The 16,114-nt window shown below is 51.5% G+C and carries 14 protein-coding genes and 1 tRNA gene; 8 read left to right on the top strand and 7 right to left on the bottom strand.

Translation table 11 applies throughout. From position 1 onward, the window contains the following. Positions 1 to 23: 23 nt before the first annotated feature. From IE094_RS08580 to IE094_RS08565, 4 genes are all read left to right on the top strand, one after another. Positions 24 to 1,193 carry an alpha-hydroxy acid oxidase gene (locus tag IE094_RS08580; RefSeq protein ID WP_189640289.1) on the top strand — a complete coding sequence of 390 codons (1,170 nt, stop codon included), beginning with the start codon at positions 24 to 26 and terminating at the stop codon, positions 1,191 to 1,193. A 91-nt stretch (positions 1,194 to 1,284) separates the two neighbouring features. Beyond that, the gene (pyc, locus tag IE094_RS08575) at positions 1,285 to 4,731 is read left to right on the top strand and encodes a pyruvate carboxylase (protein WP_189640287.1); all 3,447 of its coding nucleotides are present in this window, start codon (positions 1,285 to 1,287) and stop codon (positions 4,729 to 4,731) included. Further along, positions 4,728 to 5,705: a threonine ammonia-lyase gene (locus IE094_RS08570; RefSeq protein WP_229802182.1), complete on the top strand. Its 978-nt coding sequence runs from the start codon at positions 4,728 to 4,730 to the stop codon at positions 5,703 to 5,705. The genes pyc and IE094_RS08570 overlap by 4 nt, the downstream gene beginning before the upstream one ends. Before the next feature lie 28 nt (positions 5,706 to 5,733). Next, a complete protein-coding gene (locus IE094_RS08565; RefSeq protein WP_189640285.1) occupies positions 5,734 to 6,573 on the top strand; it encodes a phosphodiesterase in 840 nt (279 codons plus the stop codon). Here the strand turns inward: IE094_RS08565 and kynU are convergent. The 3 genes from kynU to IE094_RS08550 all read right to left on the bottom strand — a co-directional run bounded on the left by kynU (position 6,549) and on the right by IE094_RS08550 (position 9,369). After that, a complete protein-coding gene (gene kynU, locus IE094_RS08560; RefSeq protein WP_189640283.1) occupies positions 6,549 to 7,727 on the bottom strand; it encodes a kynureninase in 1,179 nt (392 codons plus the stop codon). The genes IE094_RS08565 and kynU overlap by 25 nt on opposite strands. A 16-nt stretch (positions 7,728 to 7,743) precedes the next feature. Beyond that, positions 7,744 to 8,577, bottom strand: a complete 834-nt coding sequence (locus IE094_RS08555) for a hormone-sensitive lipase (protein ID WP_189640281.1) — start codon at positions 8,575 to 8,577, stop codon at positions 7,744 to 7,746. A 336-nt stretch (positions 8,578 to 8,913) separates the two neighbouring features. Continuing rightward, positions 8,914 to 9,369: a YtoQ family protein gene (locus IE094_RS08550; protein WP_189640556.1), complete on the bottom strand. Its 456-nt coding sequence runs from the start codon at positions 9,367 to 9,369 to the stop codon at positions 8,914 to 8,916. Positions 9,370 to 9,527: 158 nt separating this feature from the next. Here IE094_RS08550 and IE094_RS08545 point away from each other — a divergent pair. Next, a tRNA-Gly gene (locus tag IE094_RS08545) sits at positions 9,528 to 9,602 on the top strand. A gap of 153 nt (positions 9,603 to 9,755) precedes the next feature. Then, complete coding sequence (locus tag IE094_RS08540; RefSeq protein ID WP_229802180.1) at positions 9,756 to 10,358, top strand: 3'-5' exonuclease; 603 nt, start codon at positions 9,756 to 9,758, stop codon at positions 10,356 to 10,358. Positions 10,359 to 10,649: 291 nt separating this feature from the next. Here IE094_RS08540 and yghU read toward each other — a convergent pair whose 3' ends face one another. After that, positions 10,650 to 11,510, bottom strand: coding sequence for a glutathione-dependent disulfide-bond oxidoreductase (gene yghU / locus IE094_RS08535; protein WP_189640279.1), 861 nt, complete (start codon positions 11,508 to 11,510; stop codon positions 10,650 to 10,652). A 790-nt stretch (positions 11,511 to 12,300) separates the two neighbouring features. Continuing rightward, positions 12,301 to 12,540, bottom strand: coding sequence for a hypothetical protein (locus IE094_RS08530; RefSeq protein WP_189640277.1), 240 nt, complete (start codon positions 12,538 to 12,540; stop codon positions 12,301 to 12,303). A 65-nt stretch (positions 12,541 to 12,605) separates the two neighbouring features. Here IE094_RS08530 and IE094_RS15605 point away from each other — a divergent pair, with 65 nt between their 5' ends. Then, a complete protein-coding gene (locus tag IE094_RS15605) occupies positions 12,606 to 12,734 on the top strand; it encodes a hypothetical protein (RefSeq protein ID WP_268247221.1) in 129 nt (42 codons plus the stop codon). Positions 12,735 to 12,872: 138 nt separating this feature from the next. Here IE094_RS15605 and IE094_RS08525 read toward each other — a convergent pair whose 3' ends face one another. Then, positions 12,873 to 13,508, bottom strand: coding sequence for a TetR/AcrR family transcriptional regulator (locus IE094_RS08525; RefSeq protein WP_189640276.1), 636 nt, complete (start codon positions 13,506 to 13,508; stop codon positions 12,873 to 12,875). A 113-nt stretch (positions 13,509 to 13,621) separates the two neighbouring features. Here IE094_RS08525 and IE094_RS08520 point away from each other — a divergent pair, with 113 nt between their 5' ends. Further along, positions 13,622 to 15,667, top strand: coding sequence for an NADH:flavin oxidoreductase (locus tag IE094_RS08520; protein ID WP_189640554.1), 2,046 nt, complete (start codon positions 13,622 to 13,624; stop codon positions 15,665 to 15,667). A 280-nt stretch (positions 15,668 to 15,947) separates the two neighbouring features. Here the strand turns inward: IE094_RS08520 and IE094_RS08515 are convergent. After that, a partial coding sequence (locus tag IE094_RS08515) for a TA system antitoxin ParD family protein (protein ID WP_189640274.1) occupies positions 15,948 to 16,114 on the bottom strand: 167 nt, incomplete at its 5' end.

Below are 16,114 nucleotides of genomic sequence, written 5' to 3'. Positions count from 1 at the left end.
CGCAATCTTCGCATAGTTTATTCATGGATTTAGAAAACAAATACCCCAGCCTTGATGACATTAAACGCCGCGCAAAATCACGCCTGCCCCATTTCGCATGGGAATATGTTGATAGCGCGACGGGCAAAGAGGATCAGAAACATCGCAATCGCGCCGCGCTTGATCGGGTTTTGTTTCACACCAAAATATTACAGGGGGAATATACCCCCGATATTTCCACGCGGTTTTTGGGGCATGATTTTGCCACGCCATTTGGCATTGCGCCCATTGGCATGTCGGGGATGATTTGGCCCAACGCCGAACCGATTTTGGCGGATAAGGGGCGCGAACATAATATCCCCTATTCCATGTCCACGGTTGGAACCCTGACACCTGAAACCATCGCACCCCATCTGGGCGAACATGCGTGGTTTCAATTCTATCCCGCACGCGATCTGGAAATTCGTGCCGATATGATCAAACGCGCACGTGCGGCGGGGTTCACCACGCTGGTGCTGACCGTCGATGTGCCCATGACCAGTATTCGCGAACGCCAAAAACGCGCACAGCTCACCATCCCGCCGCGCATCACCCCGAATATGATTTGGCAATCCATCACCCATCCAACATGGGCAATGGGGATATTGAAACATGGCAAGCCACGTCTGCGATTTGCCGAGGATTATCTGAAACTGGGGGGCAAGGTTTCATCCACCGCCCATGCGGGTTACGTCATTCGCGGCATGCCCGACTGGGATTATCTGGCCAGTCTGCGTGATATGTGGGATGGCCCGATGATCGTAAAAGGTGTCACCACCCCCGCGGATGCCACCCGTCTGGCGCAAACGGGGATTGATGCCATATGGGTGTCCAATCACACGGGGCGCCAATTTGATGGTGGGTTGGACAGTATTTCAATGTTACCCCCCATTCGCACAGCCCTTGGCCCCAATTTCCCTGTGATATTTGATAGCGGCGTTGAATCGGGTCTTGATATCATCCGTGCCTATGCACTGGGCGCTGATTATGTCATGTTGGGGCGGGCGTTTCATTATGCATTGGCGGCGTTCGGCGCAACAGGAATTGACCATTTGATCAATATCTTACGTGCCGATATCGAATCGAATTTGGCGCAAATGGGGGTAAAAAACCTCAAGCATTCGCCAAAAGCGTTAGCGCTAACGGAAATCCAGCCGCAAATTGCCTCAAAATGACGCTAAATCTCAAATTTTGCTTACAAAACACGATATTGTCGCTTAAAAATTGTCCTAACGTCAAACCTCTACCCCGAATAGGTGAAGCCATATGAAATCCTTTAAGAAAATTCTGATCGCCAACCGCGGTGAAATTGCCATTCGCATCATGCGTGCTGCCAATGAAATGGGCAAAAAAACCGTCGCCGTATTTGCAGAAGAGGATAAGTTGGGGCTGCATCGGTTCAAGGCCGACGAGGCATATCGCATTGGCGAGGGCATGGGGCCAGTGGCCGCATATCTGAGCATCCCTGAAATTATTCGTGTCGCGAAAATGTCGGGCGCGGATGCCATTCATCCCGGTTACGGGCTGTTGTCCGAAAACCCCGATTTCGTTGACGCCTGCGAAGAAGCAGGCATTAAATTCATCGGTCCCAAGGCAAAAACCATGCGCCAATTGGGTGACAAAGCATCGGCACGGCGCGTGGCGATGGAGGCAGGCGTGCCTGTCGTTCCCGCCACCGAAGTGTTGCCCGATGATATGGCCGAGGTACGCCGCATGGCGGACGAGGTTGGCTATCCTTTCATGCTCAAGGCATCTTGGGGTGGTGGGGGGCGCGGTATGCGCCCGATCATGGATGAATCCGAACTCGAAGAAAAAGTATTGGAAGGACGACGCGAGGCAGAGGCCGCATTTGGCAATGGCGAGGGATACCTTGAACGTCTGGTCCAACGCGCCCGCCACGTAGAGGTGCAAATTCTTGGCGACAGCCATGGCAATATTTATCACCTGTTTGAACGCGACTGTTCCGTGCAACGTCGCAACCAAAAGGTCGTGGAACGCGCCCCTGCCCCTTATCTGACGGAAAAACAGCGCACGGAACTTTGCGAATTGGGTCGTAAAATCTGTGCCCATGTTGGCTATGAATGTGCAGGTACGGTTGAATTCCTGATGGACATGGACACAGACGAATTTTTCTTTATCGAGGTGAACCCGCGCGTTCAGGTGGAACATACCGTCACGGAAGAGGTCACCGGCATCGACATCGTGCGCGCCCAGATTAAAATCGCCGAAGGCGCCACATTGGAACGCGCCACAGGTGCGGCGAGCCAAGCAGACATCAAATTGAACGGGCATGCGTTGCAAACCCGTATCACCACCGAAGATCCGCAAAACAATTTCATCCCCGATTATGGCCGCATCAGCGCCTATCGTTCTGCCACGGGTTTGGGTATTCGTCTTGATGGTGGTACGGCATATTCTGGCGCGGTTATCACACGTTATTACGACAGCTTGCTGGTGAAAATCACCGCCAAGGGGCCAAGCCCTGCGAACGCGATTGCGCGGATGGATCGTGCGCTGCGCGAATTTCGTATTCGCGGCGTATCGACCAATATCGCCTTTGTAATCAACCTGTTGAAACATCCAACATTCTTGGACAACACCTATACCACCAAATTTATCGACACGACACCCGATCTGTTTAAATTCCCACAGCGTCGTGATCGTGCGACCAAGATTTTGAACTATATCGCCGATGTCACCGTGAACGGACACCCCGATGTGGAAGGGCGCGCAGAACTTGATCCGTTAATCAAGGCACCAAAAGCGCCAAAAAACCACGCCGATAAACCCGCATACGGTACGCGTAACCTGCTAGAGGACAAGGGGCCACAGGCCGTGGCTGACTGGATGGGTGAACAAAAACAACTGTTGATCACCGACACCACCATGCGCGATGGCCACCAATCATTGTTGGCAACCCGCATGCGCAGCCACGATATGATCAAGGTCGCCGAGGCATATTCACACAACCTGCCACAACTGTTTTCAATGGAATGCTGGGGGGGTGCCACATTTGATGTGGCATATCGTTTCTTGCAAGAATGCCCATGGCAACGCTTGCGCGATTTGCGCCGTCGCATGCCCAACCTGATGACGCAAATGTTGCTGCGTGCATCAAACGGTGTGGGCTACACCAACTATCCCGATAACGTGGTGCAAGAATTCGTTCGCCAAGCCGCCACCAGCGGCGTGGATGTGTTCCGCGTGTTTGACAGTTTGAACTGGGTCGAAAACATGCGCGTCGCAATGGATGCGGTTGTTGAAAACGGCAAGGTTTGCGAAGGCACGATTTGTTATACAGGCGATATTTTGGACCCGAACCGTGCCAAATATAACCTTAACTACTACGTCAAAATGGGTAAGGAACTGAAATCCGCAGGCGCACATGTTCTGGGCCTAAAAGACATGGCTGGTTTGCTAAAACCATCTGCCGCACGCGTATTGGTGAAGGCGTTAAAAGAAGAGGTCGGATTGCCGATCCATTTCCACACCCATGATACATCTGGCATTGCGGGTGCCACAATCTTGGCCGCGGCCGAGGCTGGCGTTGATGCGGTTGATGCCGCAATGGATGCCTTCAGCGGTGGCACATCGCAACCTTGTCTTGGGTCCATCGTCGAAGGATTGCGCCACACTGATCGCGACACAGGATTGGATATCGCACATATTCGCGAAATCAACGATTATTGGGAAGGTGTGCGCGCCCTTTACAAACCATTTGAAAGCGGCCTGTCATCCCCCGCATCCGAAGTATACTTGCACGAAATGCCTGGTGGCCAATTTACCAACCTCAAAGCGCAAGCGCGTTCATTGGGATTGGAGGATCGCTGGCCAGAGGTTGCAAAAACCTATGCCGATGTGAACCAAATGTTTGGTGATATCGTCAAAGTGACCCCATCGTCCAAGGTTGTGGGCGATATGGCCTTGATGATGGTAACACAGGATCTTACCCGCGCGGATGTGGAAAATCCCGAAACAGAGGTCGCATTCCCTGACAGTGTTGTCGATATGATGCGCGGCAATCTGGGCCAACCAGAGGGCGGTTTCCCCGATGGAATCGTATCCAAGGTTTTGAAAGGTGAAAAACCAGATACATCACGCCCGGGCGAACACCTGAAACCCCTTGATCTGGAAGCGGAGCGTGCAAAACTGTCCAAAGAACTGGATGGTTTCAAGGTCGATGATGAGGATTTGAACGGTTATCTGATGTATCCAAAGGTGTTTTTGGATTACATGGGACGCCATCGCAAATTTGGCCCTGTGCGCACCATCCCAACCAAAGTTTTCTTTTACGGGATGAACCAACGCGAAGAAATCACCGCAGAAATTGATCCAGGGAAAACGCTGGAAATTCAATTGATTGCTGTGGGTGATACCGATGATGACGGTCAGGCGCGCGTGTTCTTTGAATTGAACGGTCAACCACGCACGATCCGCGTAACAGATCGGTCCAAGGCCGCAACCAGCGCCAAACGCCCAACGGCGGAATCTGGCAATGCCGCCCATGTTGGCGCACCCATGCCCGGTGTGATTTCATCCGTTGTGGTCAATGTCGGCCAAGAGGTGAAACAGGGTGATATGCTGTGCACCATCGAGGCGATGAAAATGGAAACAGGCATCAACGCCGAACGTGATGGCGTGATCAAGGCGATCCACGCCCCCGCAGGTTCACAAGTTGACGCCAAGGATTTGTTGATCGAATTCGAAGCGTGACGCAAATACCAACGATTGATCTGCCCCAAATCAAAGCCGCGCAAAAAACGCTGGCGGGGCAGATTATCAAAACACCCATTGTTGATCTGAACCAACCCCAAATGGTTGACGCCCTGCCCGATGGATGTCGTGCGACACTGAAACTGGAACTGTTTCAAATGGCGGGATCGTTTAAGGCACGCGGCGTTTACCTGTCTGTGCAAAACCTCACCGATGAACAGCGCAAATCGGGTGTCGTTGCCGCCAGTGGCGGCAATCATGCGCTTGCGGTGTCATGGGCGGCCAATGCCGCAGGGATCAGCGCCAAAATCGCCATTCCACGCCATGCCGATGCCATTCGCATTGATGGCTGTCGTGCACTGGGGGCTGACGTTATCCTGTGTGATGATATCGCCCATGCATTTCAATCCATGCAAGATATCGCGATCGCTGAAAACCGCGCCATATTGCACCCGTTCGAAGGGTTATCCATGTCGCTTGGCTCGGCCACATTGGGCGCTGAATTTCATGCCCAAGTCGATGATCTAGATTTCGCCATTTTCCCCGTGGGTGGTGGTGGGTTGATCAGCGGGGCGAGCGCGGCGCTGAAACTGTTGAACCCTGCGATCGAGATTTACGGCATTGAACCATTTGGTGCGGATACGATGTATCGCAGCTTTGCCAGCGGCAAACCCGAACAGATTTCAACGGTGGATACTATCGCCGATAGTCTGGGATCACCCACCGCCCTGCCCATTTCATTTGACCTGACACAACAAAATGTCAGTGCCATTCACCGCGTGCACGACGATGAAATGCGCCGTGCAATGGCGTTGATGAATCAATCGTTAAACCTGATGCCAGAACCCGCCTGTGCGGCAGCACTTGCAGGGTTGATCGGCCCATTGCGCGATATTTGCGCGGGCAAACGTGTGGGCATTTTGGCCTGTGGTGCAAATATCAGCTTGGAAAAATTTCAAACCATTCTAGGGTAGTCGCAATTTTCGATTTGCGAGGGATGTGATGCATAAAATCTTGGTCATGACGGATATTCACCTGTGCGAAGCAGGGGAAACGATTATCGGGCTTGATCCGTTGGATCAGTTTCAACGCGCACTTGATCACGCGGCCAAAACCCACCCCGATGCCAAAGCGTTATTTTTAACGGGTGATCTGACCCATGCGGGAACACCTGCACAATATCAGGCATTAAAATCCGCGATTGATGGATACCCGATCCCGATCACATTGTTGATCGGCAATCACGATGAACGCGAACCGTTTCTGGCGGCATTCCCCAATGCACCCCAAGCGCCCGATGGTTTCATCCAATCGGTGCAAACCATTGGCGATGATGTGATTATCACGCTTGATACGGTTGATCGTTCATTGGACAGCCTGATGGGACATGCGGGTTTTTTATGCCCTGCACGTCTGGCTTGGCTGGAACAACAATTGATCAATGCAGGTGATGCGCGGGTATTGTTATTCCTGCATCACCCGCCCCATGACATCGGGTTTCCAGGGATGGACATGATCCGTATACGCAATGGCGATGAATTGCTGGCACTGTTAAACCGTTTTCCCAATGTCGCCCATTTTTTCGCGGGTCATGTGCATCGTACAATTTCGGGCACAACACAGGGACAGAGTTTTTCCATGTTCAAAAGTACCTGCCATCAGATGCCGATGGTCACGGATGTTTGTGACCCGTCCTTATCGGTGGAAGAACCCGCGGCCTATGGCATTATTTTCGTCTCGAATGACAGCATTGTTGTCCACAGCGAAGATTACGATATCGCCGTTGAAGCGGGCGCGGCCAAACGCGATGGCGCGTCTCAGGTCACGGCGGATCGTGTTTGAAATTTCGCGTCTTGCCACAGGTTATCGCGCATGATCCGCGCCAATATATCCACCGCTTGATCAATATCGCCGCTATCTAAATACAAGGGCGTGAACCCAAATCGGATCAGGTCAGGTGCACGAAAATCGCCGACCACACCGTGGTGGATCAAGGCCTGCATCACTGCATATCCGTTTTCACATTGAAACGACACTTGCGATCCGCGCAGTTGCGGATCACGCGGGCTGGCCAATGTTAATGTGGGGCAGTGTTGTTCAACACCACTGATAAATCGTTCTGATAATGCAATGGAATTACTGCGCAATTCATCCATTGAAACCCCGTCCCACACATCAAGCGCGGCATCCAGTGCCGCCATTTGCAAAATCGGCGGTGTGCCGACGCGCATGCGATCAATCCCGCCCGCTGGGCGATACCCCAATTCAAACGCAAACGGCGCATCATGGCCAAGCCATCCTGACAATGACGGATCAATGCGATCAATCAAATCGGGGCGTACATAAATAAACGCAGGCGCCCCCGGCCCACCGTTCAGATATTTATAGGTGCAACCAACCGCAAATTCTGCGCCACTTGCCCCCATATCAACGGGAACCGCCCCCGCCGAATGCGCCAGATCCCAGATCACCACCACACCCAAATCCTGTGCGGCCTTGGTCAGCGCCAACATGTCATGCATACGCCCGCTGCGATAATCGATATGCGTTAACATCAACACCGCTACGTCAGATGTGATATGTTCCAACACTTTATCAGGATCCACCACGCGCAATTCATGCCCGCGATTCAGTGTGTTGAGCAATCCTTGCGCCATATACAAATCAGACGGAAAATTGCCATTGTCGGATAATACAACACGGCGGTCGGGGTTCAGGTTGAGCGCCGCTGCCAATGCCTGATACACTTTGATCGACAGGGTATCGCCCAACACCACGCTGCCATTGGCGCATCCCAACATGGCACCAATTCGATCTCCTAATCGCGTTGGCATATCCATCCAACCCGCATCGTTCCAACCTTTGATCAACATCGCGCCCCATTCATCGTGAACGGTTTGTGACAGGCGCGTGGGCACGGATTTTGGCAATGGCCCCAGTGAATTACCATCCATGTAAATCACACCGTCTGGGATTTGAAACAGGTCTTTTTTCACGGTGTTCTCCGATAAATTAGAATGGGCGTAGGATGGTTTGCATCAAGGCAGAGTTGTGATCGCGCAGCCCGTCGATCACATTAAAATGGTGGCGATCTGGTTCCACGATTTCATCGCTCCAGATCCCAAGCCCGCGCCAGATATTTGCAATCAATGCGTTTTGGCGCAAAAATTCCGAACGCTCACCCCCGCCCACCCAGGCGGTGATACGCGCATCCTTGCGTGGTATTTTCAATGCTGGGCTGCTTTCAATGGCCGCGGACATATCCAAGCCCAGCGCATCATTGATTTTTGTCTGTAGTAATGGGCGCAAATCAAACAGCCCCGAAATCGGCACCACATGGCGAATTCGTTTGGCGATATCGGGCGCAATGGGCGCATCCGTTTGGCACATGGATGCCACCAAATGCCCCCCTGCGGAATGCCCTGCCAACACAATGGGGCCGCCGTATTGCCCACCCGCATGATCAATCGCCGCCCCAACCATTTTTATAATCGTTGCAATGGATACATCAGGGCACAGATCATACGATGGCAAAACCGCCACCCATCCCGCATCAACCGCACCCTGCGCCAAATGCGACCAGATGGATTTGTCCGTGGCTTGCCAATATCCACCATGGACAAAGACAAACAATCCTTTGGGCGTTTGATCGGGAAAAAACACATCGTATTTTGCGCGATCCGTAGCACCAAATGCCGCGCTATATGGAAGATCCAATTTGCATGTCACATTGGCGCGAAACGCCGCTGCATCGACTGCCCATGCATCGCGGATCAGCGCACTATCAACGATATGCCCCGAATTTTCATAGGCATCATCCCAATCGGTAATCTGAAAACCAGCCATATATCCCCCCATGTGTTGCGGGTATTAAATACATCCCACACGCTATGCGCAATTGCCAAGATCAGCGAACGCATGGGTTACGGATTGCTAAATCATCTGCGCTATAACATCGTTGACGTCAAAATTGTGGTTCTTGGTTTGCGGGGCTGACATCCCATATGCAAATCTGCTGAATTTCACTGGTGAGCAAGGTTAAAAACCTTTGGCATTTCGGATTAACACCCCGAAAGAACGAACCGCTTGGCGGGCCTGCCCATATATTTCTGTTACTGCATCATTTGCATGACACATGAAACAAACCCCGCAACGTAAACGCGTTGCGGGGCGTTTGTGCTGTTATGCGGGCAATGTGCCGTTTGAAATATAGCGCAGCATATCAACAACCTGCTTAGGGTGTTCGCACACGGCCAGTGCGGCGGCGTCCACCTCTTTTAACGCATGTTGATGATCAGGCCCGTGGATCACGATCAGCGATTTACCAAGCGCTGCGGCATAGCCCGCGTCAAAGGCTGCGTTCCATTGTTTGTATTTGTCGCCAAAGCGCACCACAACAATATCCGCATCCGCAATACCCTTGCGAATGCGCATCGCGTTGAGCTTGGCCGATTTGTGATCGTGCCAGAATTTATCCGATTCCGCGCCCATGATGGCAGGTCCACAATCATCCGATGCCCCGTGATCCGTGACCGCCGATGCAAATGTCACATCCAGCCCCGCATCACCACAGCCCGTTTCGATTTCATTGCGCCAATCGGTGTGGATTTCGCCTGATAAAAACACATTCAATCCCATGATATTTCCTTTCATCTTTCCCCTGTTAGGCCAGAAATGGCCAAAATCAGCAAGAGATGAAAATTTTTTGCAAAAGCGTGTTTTTCCCCTTGCGAGTCGCGGCTGTATGCTTATAACGCCCCTTACCCAAGGGGATGAAACAAGCCTCACATATGGAAGCGGGCGTAGCTCAGGGGTAGAGCATAACCTTGCCAAGGTTAGGGTCGGGCGTTCGAATCGCCTCGCCCGCTCCAAATAAAACAAAGGGTTGCAACACATGTTGCAACCCTTGTCTCGTTTCAGATCAAACGATTTATCTTACCCAACGACATCATCATGGATCTGTCTTGGGCTTGTGCGCCCATCGTGCGAGTGCAATAAAACAATTAATCTTACACAGGTCAAAGATGCCCAAATCCAAATCCCGCCCCCGTGATATGCCCGATGGAGATTTCCAATTTATCGCGCTGGATGTGGAAACCGCAAACGCAGACAGCGCGAGCATCTGTCAAATTGGGATTGCCTGTGTTGGATATGACAATCACATTCAAACCTGGTCCACTTATGTTGATCCGCAGATGCCGTTTGCACCGTTTAACATTGATCTGCACGGAATCGGGCCAGACACGGTGCAAGGTGCCGATAGTTTTGCCCGGTTATGGCCCGACATGGAACCATTGCTGGCGCGCCACCCAATGGTGCAGCACAGCCGTTTCGATGAAAAGGCCATCAACGCAGCATGCAAGGCACATCGCCTGATCCGCCCGCGCCTAAACTGGCACGATAGCGTCACAATCGCGCGCGCCGCGTGGCCAGAGCTGCGTGGAAATGGCGGTCATGGGCTGGCCAATTTGAAACAGGTGTTGGATCTAGATTTTCAACATCACGATGCCGGCGAAGACGCACGCGCCGCCGCTATGGTGGTGTTACACGCACAGGCCGTCGCCAAAGACGCCCCAGTTATCACCGCATTGCGCCGCAAACCGATACAGCTCTCTTGGCCGTTTTAAGGCTGGCCTTGATCCTACCCCGTCAGTTTAGGCGAATTATCAATCCTGTAGTGAATGACTAAACGCTTTGAAAAACGGAGCGATCAAAAAATCAAAGAACGTAATTTTCCGCCCCTCCAACGCCAAGCTGACGGGCATATCTCTGGAAAGACGCAACAACCCATCCAAATTATCGCGCAGATTGGCAATATCCGTAACCGCAATGCTTGCCTGTGCGTGAAATTTACATTGTATCTAAAACAAAAAGCCCGCGAAATAATCGCGGGCTTTGAATTGGATCGTTGTTAAATTTTACTCGGCAGCGGTTTCGATTTTATCTTGGGTTTTGGTTTCAAAATCGCTGGCGTCATGGCGTTCGTGCAGTTGCTCGGATGGCTCGCCCCACCCACGGTTTACCATTTTTCCGCGTTGATATGCAGGGCGTGCGAACACCTCGTCTGCCCAACGGTTCAGGTTTTTATAACTGCCAGTATCCAAAAACTCTGCGGCATCATAAACTGTGCCTTTCACCACGGCACCATACCATGGCGCGGTTGCGATATCAGCGATGGAATATTCGTCTCCGCCCAAGAATTGACGATCAGCCAAATTGCGATCTAACACATCCATTTGGCGCTTGGCTTCCATTGTGAAACGATTGATCGCATATTCGAATTTTTCAGGTGCATAGGCATAGAAATGGCCAAAGCCACCCCCCAGATACGGTGCGGAGCCTTGCAGCCAGAACAACCAATTTAACGCCTCTGTGCGTGCGGCAGGATCTTTGGGCAGGAATGCATCAAATTTTTCTGCCAGATATAACAAAATCGCACCGCTTTCAAAAACGCGGCTGCCTGTTGTGGTGTCAAACAGAGCGGGGATTTTTGAATTTGGGTTTACGTCAACGAACCCGCTGCCAAATTGATCACCCTCTTGGATGTTGATCATCCATGCATCATATTCCGCACCTGTGTGCCCTGCGGCCAACAGCTCTTCGAGCATGACTGTCACCTTAACCCCGTTTGGTGTTGCAAGTGAATAAAGCTGCAACGGATGTTTGCCCGTTTGCAATTCTTTGTCATGGGTCGGGCCCGAAATGGGGCGGTTAATACTGGCGAATTTTCCGCCACTTTCGGCATCCCATGTCCAAACTTTGGGTGGGGTATATGTCATGTCATTCTCCTTGCAAATTTGCACCGACCCTAGGCGTATTGTGCACGGGGATTAAAGCGCGAAAATCAACATTCACACCAAATTTACATTTCGTCGTAAATATCGCCAGCGGCATAGCCAAATTGGCGTACGAAAACCAATGTAACAAGGTGCGAATTAACTCTAAGTTGCGAATTTTATTTTCGTTTCGTTAATCGTTTGCTGAATCATAAAATGAATGCCTAAAACTCGTGATTACAAAAACGAGATTGCTACTGGAGCATGTATGCTAAAGCCGGCGCAGCCAACACAATTGCACGCCTGGATTGTAGAAGCATCTAAAGTATATTTTCCTTCAAAATAGGTATCGGCCGCGCAAATGCAGCGAGGGTCCACTTTCCGCCCAATTTAGACATTCTTGAATATCATGACAATGTCACTGTATCCGCCTAGAAAAGCGCTGCTCATCAAAATTACCGTCAATGGAAATCAAACGAACTCAACAATGGAAATTATAGGCAATCACATTGGTATTAGGTAAAAACGATTCCGTTCTTTTCAACAACAGTAAGACTTTAACATCTCACTGCTTCCGAATCCAAAAACACGATTTTCGCCTCGCAGCAAAAAACGCACAACACACTGATATTTAATTGAAAAATGGTGCCCACACGGACTGTGATTTAACGTGTAAGTTATTATAATTAAAAGAAATAAAAATTATATTTTAATGCTGCACCCCCATATATACCCCCCAGTATAACGAAATCTCTCTTTCACAACATTAAACAGGCTTCACCCAAATTGAACGCTATTTAATCTCTTCAGGTTTATCACGAGTGTAAAAACGCTTCGCAACCGAATTGATTTGCCCAGACTTGAACAAACCACGCATTGTCCATTCGGGTTGATCTCCCGCGAACAGGTCCAAAAAACCAATTGCTTGAGTTGAGTCTTGCTCTACGTTTTCTTTAAAGCTCCACCATGTTCGCAAATCATTAACCACAGCACTTGGATGCTGTTCATGATTAAAGTCGGCTTTGATAACCAATCCTCTGACATTCAAACAGAATGCAACATATGCGTATCCCTCGGGCCAGAAGTACGCAGGGTTTGATGACGGACAAGCCACAGTTTACCAGTTCGCTACACACTAAATTCCGCGCCGCAGCGAAAGTCCGTTCTGGTGTAACTGCACCGCTGCGCGTGACGGCATCGGCAACGGCCGGTTTGGCCGAAAGCTGACATAACTCCAAACTGCAGCATCATACGTGCTAGGAAGTCACCAAGGGTGCAAACTACGCATGCGCTGCCAATGCATCAACGGCCACTAAAGAGGCTTTGGGAGTGATCTTGGCTGGGTCAGGGCCTAGTCGAATGTCATCATACCGGCCCGGCAGGCTTGCGCACTGAATGCCTTAACAAAAATTGATCTACGTCGTTTTGTTCTGGGCACATCCCTGCAAACAGCTCCACGTAATGCTGCACCCGCGCGAGCCGTTCGTTTCTCGCCTCATTGATCTGCATCGAGATATAGCCAATCTGTGTCAGCATGACTGTCAGGCCGCGCACCTGAGCTTGCTCCGGGTTAAACTCAAACCGCGAGAACATTTCTGCTACGGCTTGGATGCGTTGGGCGTCCGCAGAGTCGAGCTGCTGCTTTAGCTTTGCGTCTTTGCGTGCCCAGTTGCGAATAGCAAGATCAAGCGGAGCATCAAACAGATCAGAGTCGAGCCAGCAGTCCATAATGTGAAAAAGTGCTTGGCAAATATTGGAGGCGGGTTTGTTGCACTGTGTGATCAATATTTCTGTATTTTTGCTTTCCCAAAGTGCGATCATGGCTTCGTGCAGTTCTGCAATGTCCTCGAAAAACCAATAAAATCCGGTTCGGGTCAGGTTCAGTTTATTTGCTAAGGGCATGATTTTAACAGCGTCGATCCCTTCGGAAATCAACATGTCGTAAGCGGCCTGAAGCCATAGGTCTTTTGATCCGCGCTGGCGCGATGAAGTGTTCGTCATGGTCGCTATGCTAGAATACTTGACAGGTATGTCAATTGTGATGCAAGCTTTAACATGACATATGTGTCAAGTTTATGAATTACACAGACATTCCAGATCGCGAGACGCCAGACATGACCAAAGATCCTCTGCTCCAGCCCTATCAACTTAAGCATCTCACGTTGAAAAATCGAATCATGACAACCAGTCACGAGCCAGCCTATCCAGAGGATGGTATGCCCAAGGATCGCTATCGCGCTTATCACGAAGAACGCGCCAAGGCGGGTGTTGCATTGGCGATGACGGCAGGCTCTGCCGCTGTTTCCAAAGATAGCCCACCGGTGTTCAACAATGTGCTCGCATATAAGGACGAGGTTGTGCCATGGATCCAAAACCTGACAGACGGTTGCCACGAGCATGGTTGTGCAGTGATGATCCAATTGACACATTTGGGTCGCCGCACAACGTGGAACAAGGGTAATTGGCTGCCCTCGGTATCGTCCAGCAAACATCGCGAGCCCGCGCACCGCGCCTTTCCCAAGCTGATTGAGGATTGGGATATCGAACGCATCATCAATGACTTTGCCGATGCGGCAGAGCGGATGAAAGCGGGCGGTATGGACGGTATCGAATTGCAGGTTTACGGGCATTTGCTTGATCAATTCTGGTCGCCGCTGACCAATGATCTGGTCGGCCCATATGGTGCCGATACTCTGGAAAATCGCATGCGATTTCCGCTTGATGTATTGGCCGCCGTCCGCAAGCGTGTGGGCCCTAATTTCATCATCGGGTTCCGCTATACCGCGGACGAAGCGCAAAAGGGTGGTATCACTGAAGAAGATGGTCTTCTGATCTCGCAAAAGCTAGCTCAGACGGGGCAGTTGGATTTTCTGAACGTTGTGCGGGGGCGTATCCACACCGATCCCGCGATGACCGACCTGATCCCCATTCAGGGGATGAAAAACGCGCCGCATCTGGATTTCGCGGGTCAGGTCAAAAAGCTGACCGGCATGCCCACATTTCATGCCGCAAAAATTCCTGATGTGGCAACAGCGCGCCATGCGGTCGAGGCGGGTCTATTGGACATGGTTGGGATGACTCGCGCACATATGGCCGACCCTCATGTGGTGCAAAAGATCATGGAGGGGCGCGAAGACGACATTCGCCCCTGTGTCGGGGCAACGTATTGTCTCGACCGCATTTATCAGGCAGGGGATGCCTTATGCATTCATAACGCTGCCACCGGGCGTGAATTGACCATGCCACATACGATTGCGCCCGCCGAGATCAAGCGCAAGGTGGTGATTGTTGGCGCTGGTCCTGCCGGTCTGGAAGCCGCCCGCGTTGCCGCCGAACGCGGCCACCATGTCACTGTATTCGAGGCCCAACCGAACCCAGGTGGCCAAGTCAGACTGACCGCGCAAAGCCCGCGACGCCGCGAAATGATCTCCATCATCGACTGGCGAATGGCGCAATGTGCCGCGCGGGATGTTGTGTTTCACTTCAATACATGGGCCGAGGTTGAGGACGTCATTGCCCTGAACCCTGATGTGGTGATTATAGCCACCGGCGGCATGCCTAACATGGAGCTTTTTGAGAGCGGAAGAGAGGCGAGCAATGTCGTCTCCACCTGGGATCTGATCGCGGGCGATGTGAAACCTGCAAGCAATGTGTTGATCTATGACGAAAGCGGTGATCACCCAGCGCTGCAAGCTGCTGAAATTGCGGCCAATGCTGCGGCAAAGGTTGAAATCATGACACCTGACCGCACCTTCGCACCCGATATAATGGCTATGAATTTGGTTCCCTATATGCGGTCACTTCAAGACAAGGATGTCACCTTTACGGTGGCGCGTAGGTTGCTGGATGTTGCCAAAACCGGGAACATTCTGACGGCGGTTATTGGCACTGACTATAGCGATCACACCAATCTGAAAAAGTATGAACAGGTGGTTGTTAACTATGGCACCTTGCCTCTTGATGAGCTTTATTTCGATCTGAAACCGCTGAGTTCGAATGCCGGTGCCATCGATCACGATGCCCTGATCGCAGGCCAACCACAGACGATAGAACGCAACAGTGCAGGCAAATTCAAACTGTTCCGCATCGGTGATGCTGTGTCGGCGCGAAACACTCACGCCGCGATCTATGACGCGCTGAGGTTGGTAAAGGACATATGAACGTTTAAAATTTTCAAGTACCTGATAGCCGACAGTCAGTATTACCACAGCATTCGGCACTCATGGCTCGAAGCGGTCGTTTTCTGCATTGCAGCATCATATCGGGGTGGCCCAGATCGCAATTGCCGCTTCCGTCCCTGAGCAGACCTCGACGGTTCTGTCGATCGCTGCGGTGTAGAAATTCGAAATCTGCCGCTTGACACCTGACGCAGCAAATTTGGCAGCCCAAGGTCGGCTACGCGGAAATTTGGGCTTTCGCTGCGCATGCGCCAAGGTCTGCTTATGCCGCTTCAACTGCTGGTAGCGTTACATCGGCTTTCTTGAGCTGTTGGGCGACAATCTCATTGAAAGTCATGCTTGGGTTTGTTTCGGCAAGCATACCTACCTTTATCCAGAACTCCGCCTGCGCATTGATAGACCGGCACATGACCGTGCTGGCTTTGCGGA

The organism is Paramylibacter ulvae, from assembly GCF_014652655.1.
GTDB lineage: Bacteria > Pseudomonadota > Alphaproteobacteria > Rhodobacterales > Rhodobacteraceae > Amylibacter > Amylibacter ulvae.
The sequence above is the reverse complement of the archived record's forward strand: the minus strand, read 5'-3'. Positions and strand labels throughout refer to the sequence as shown.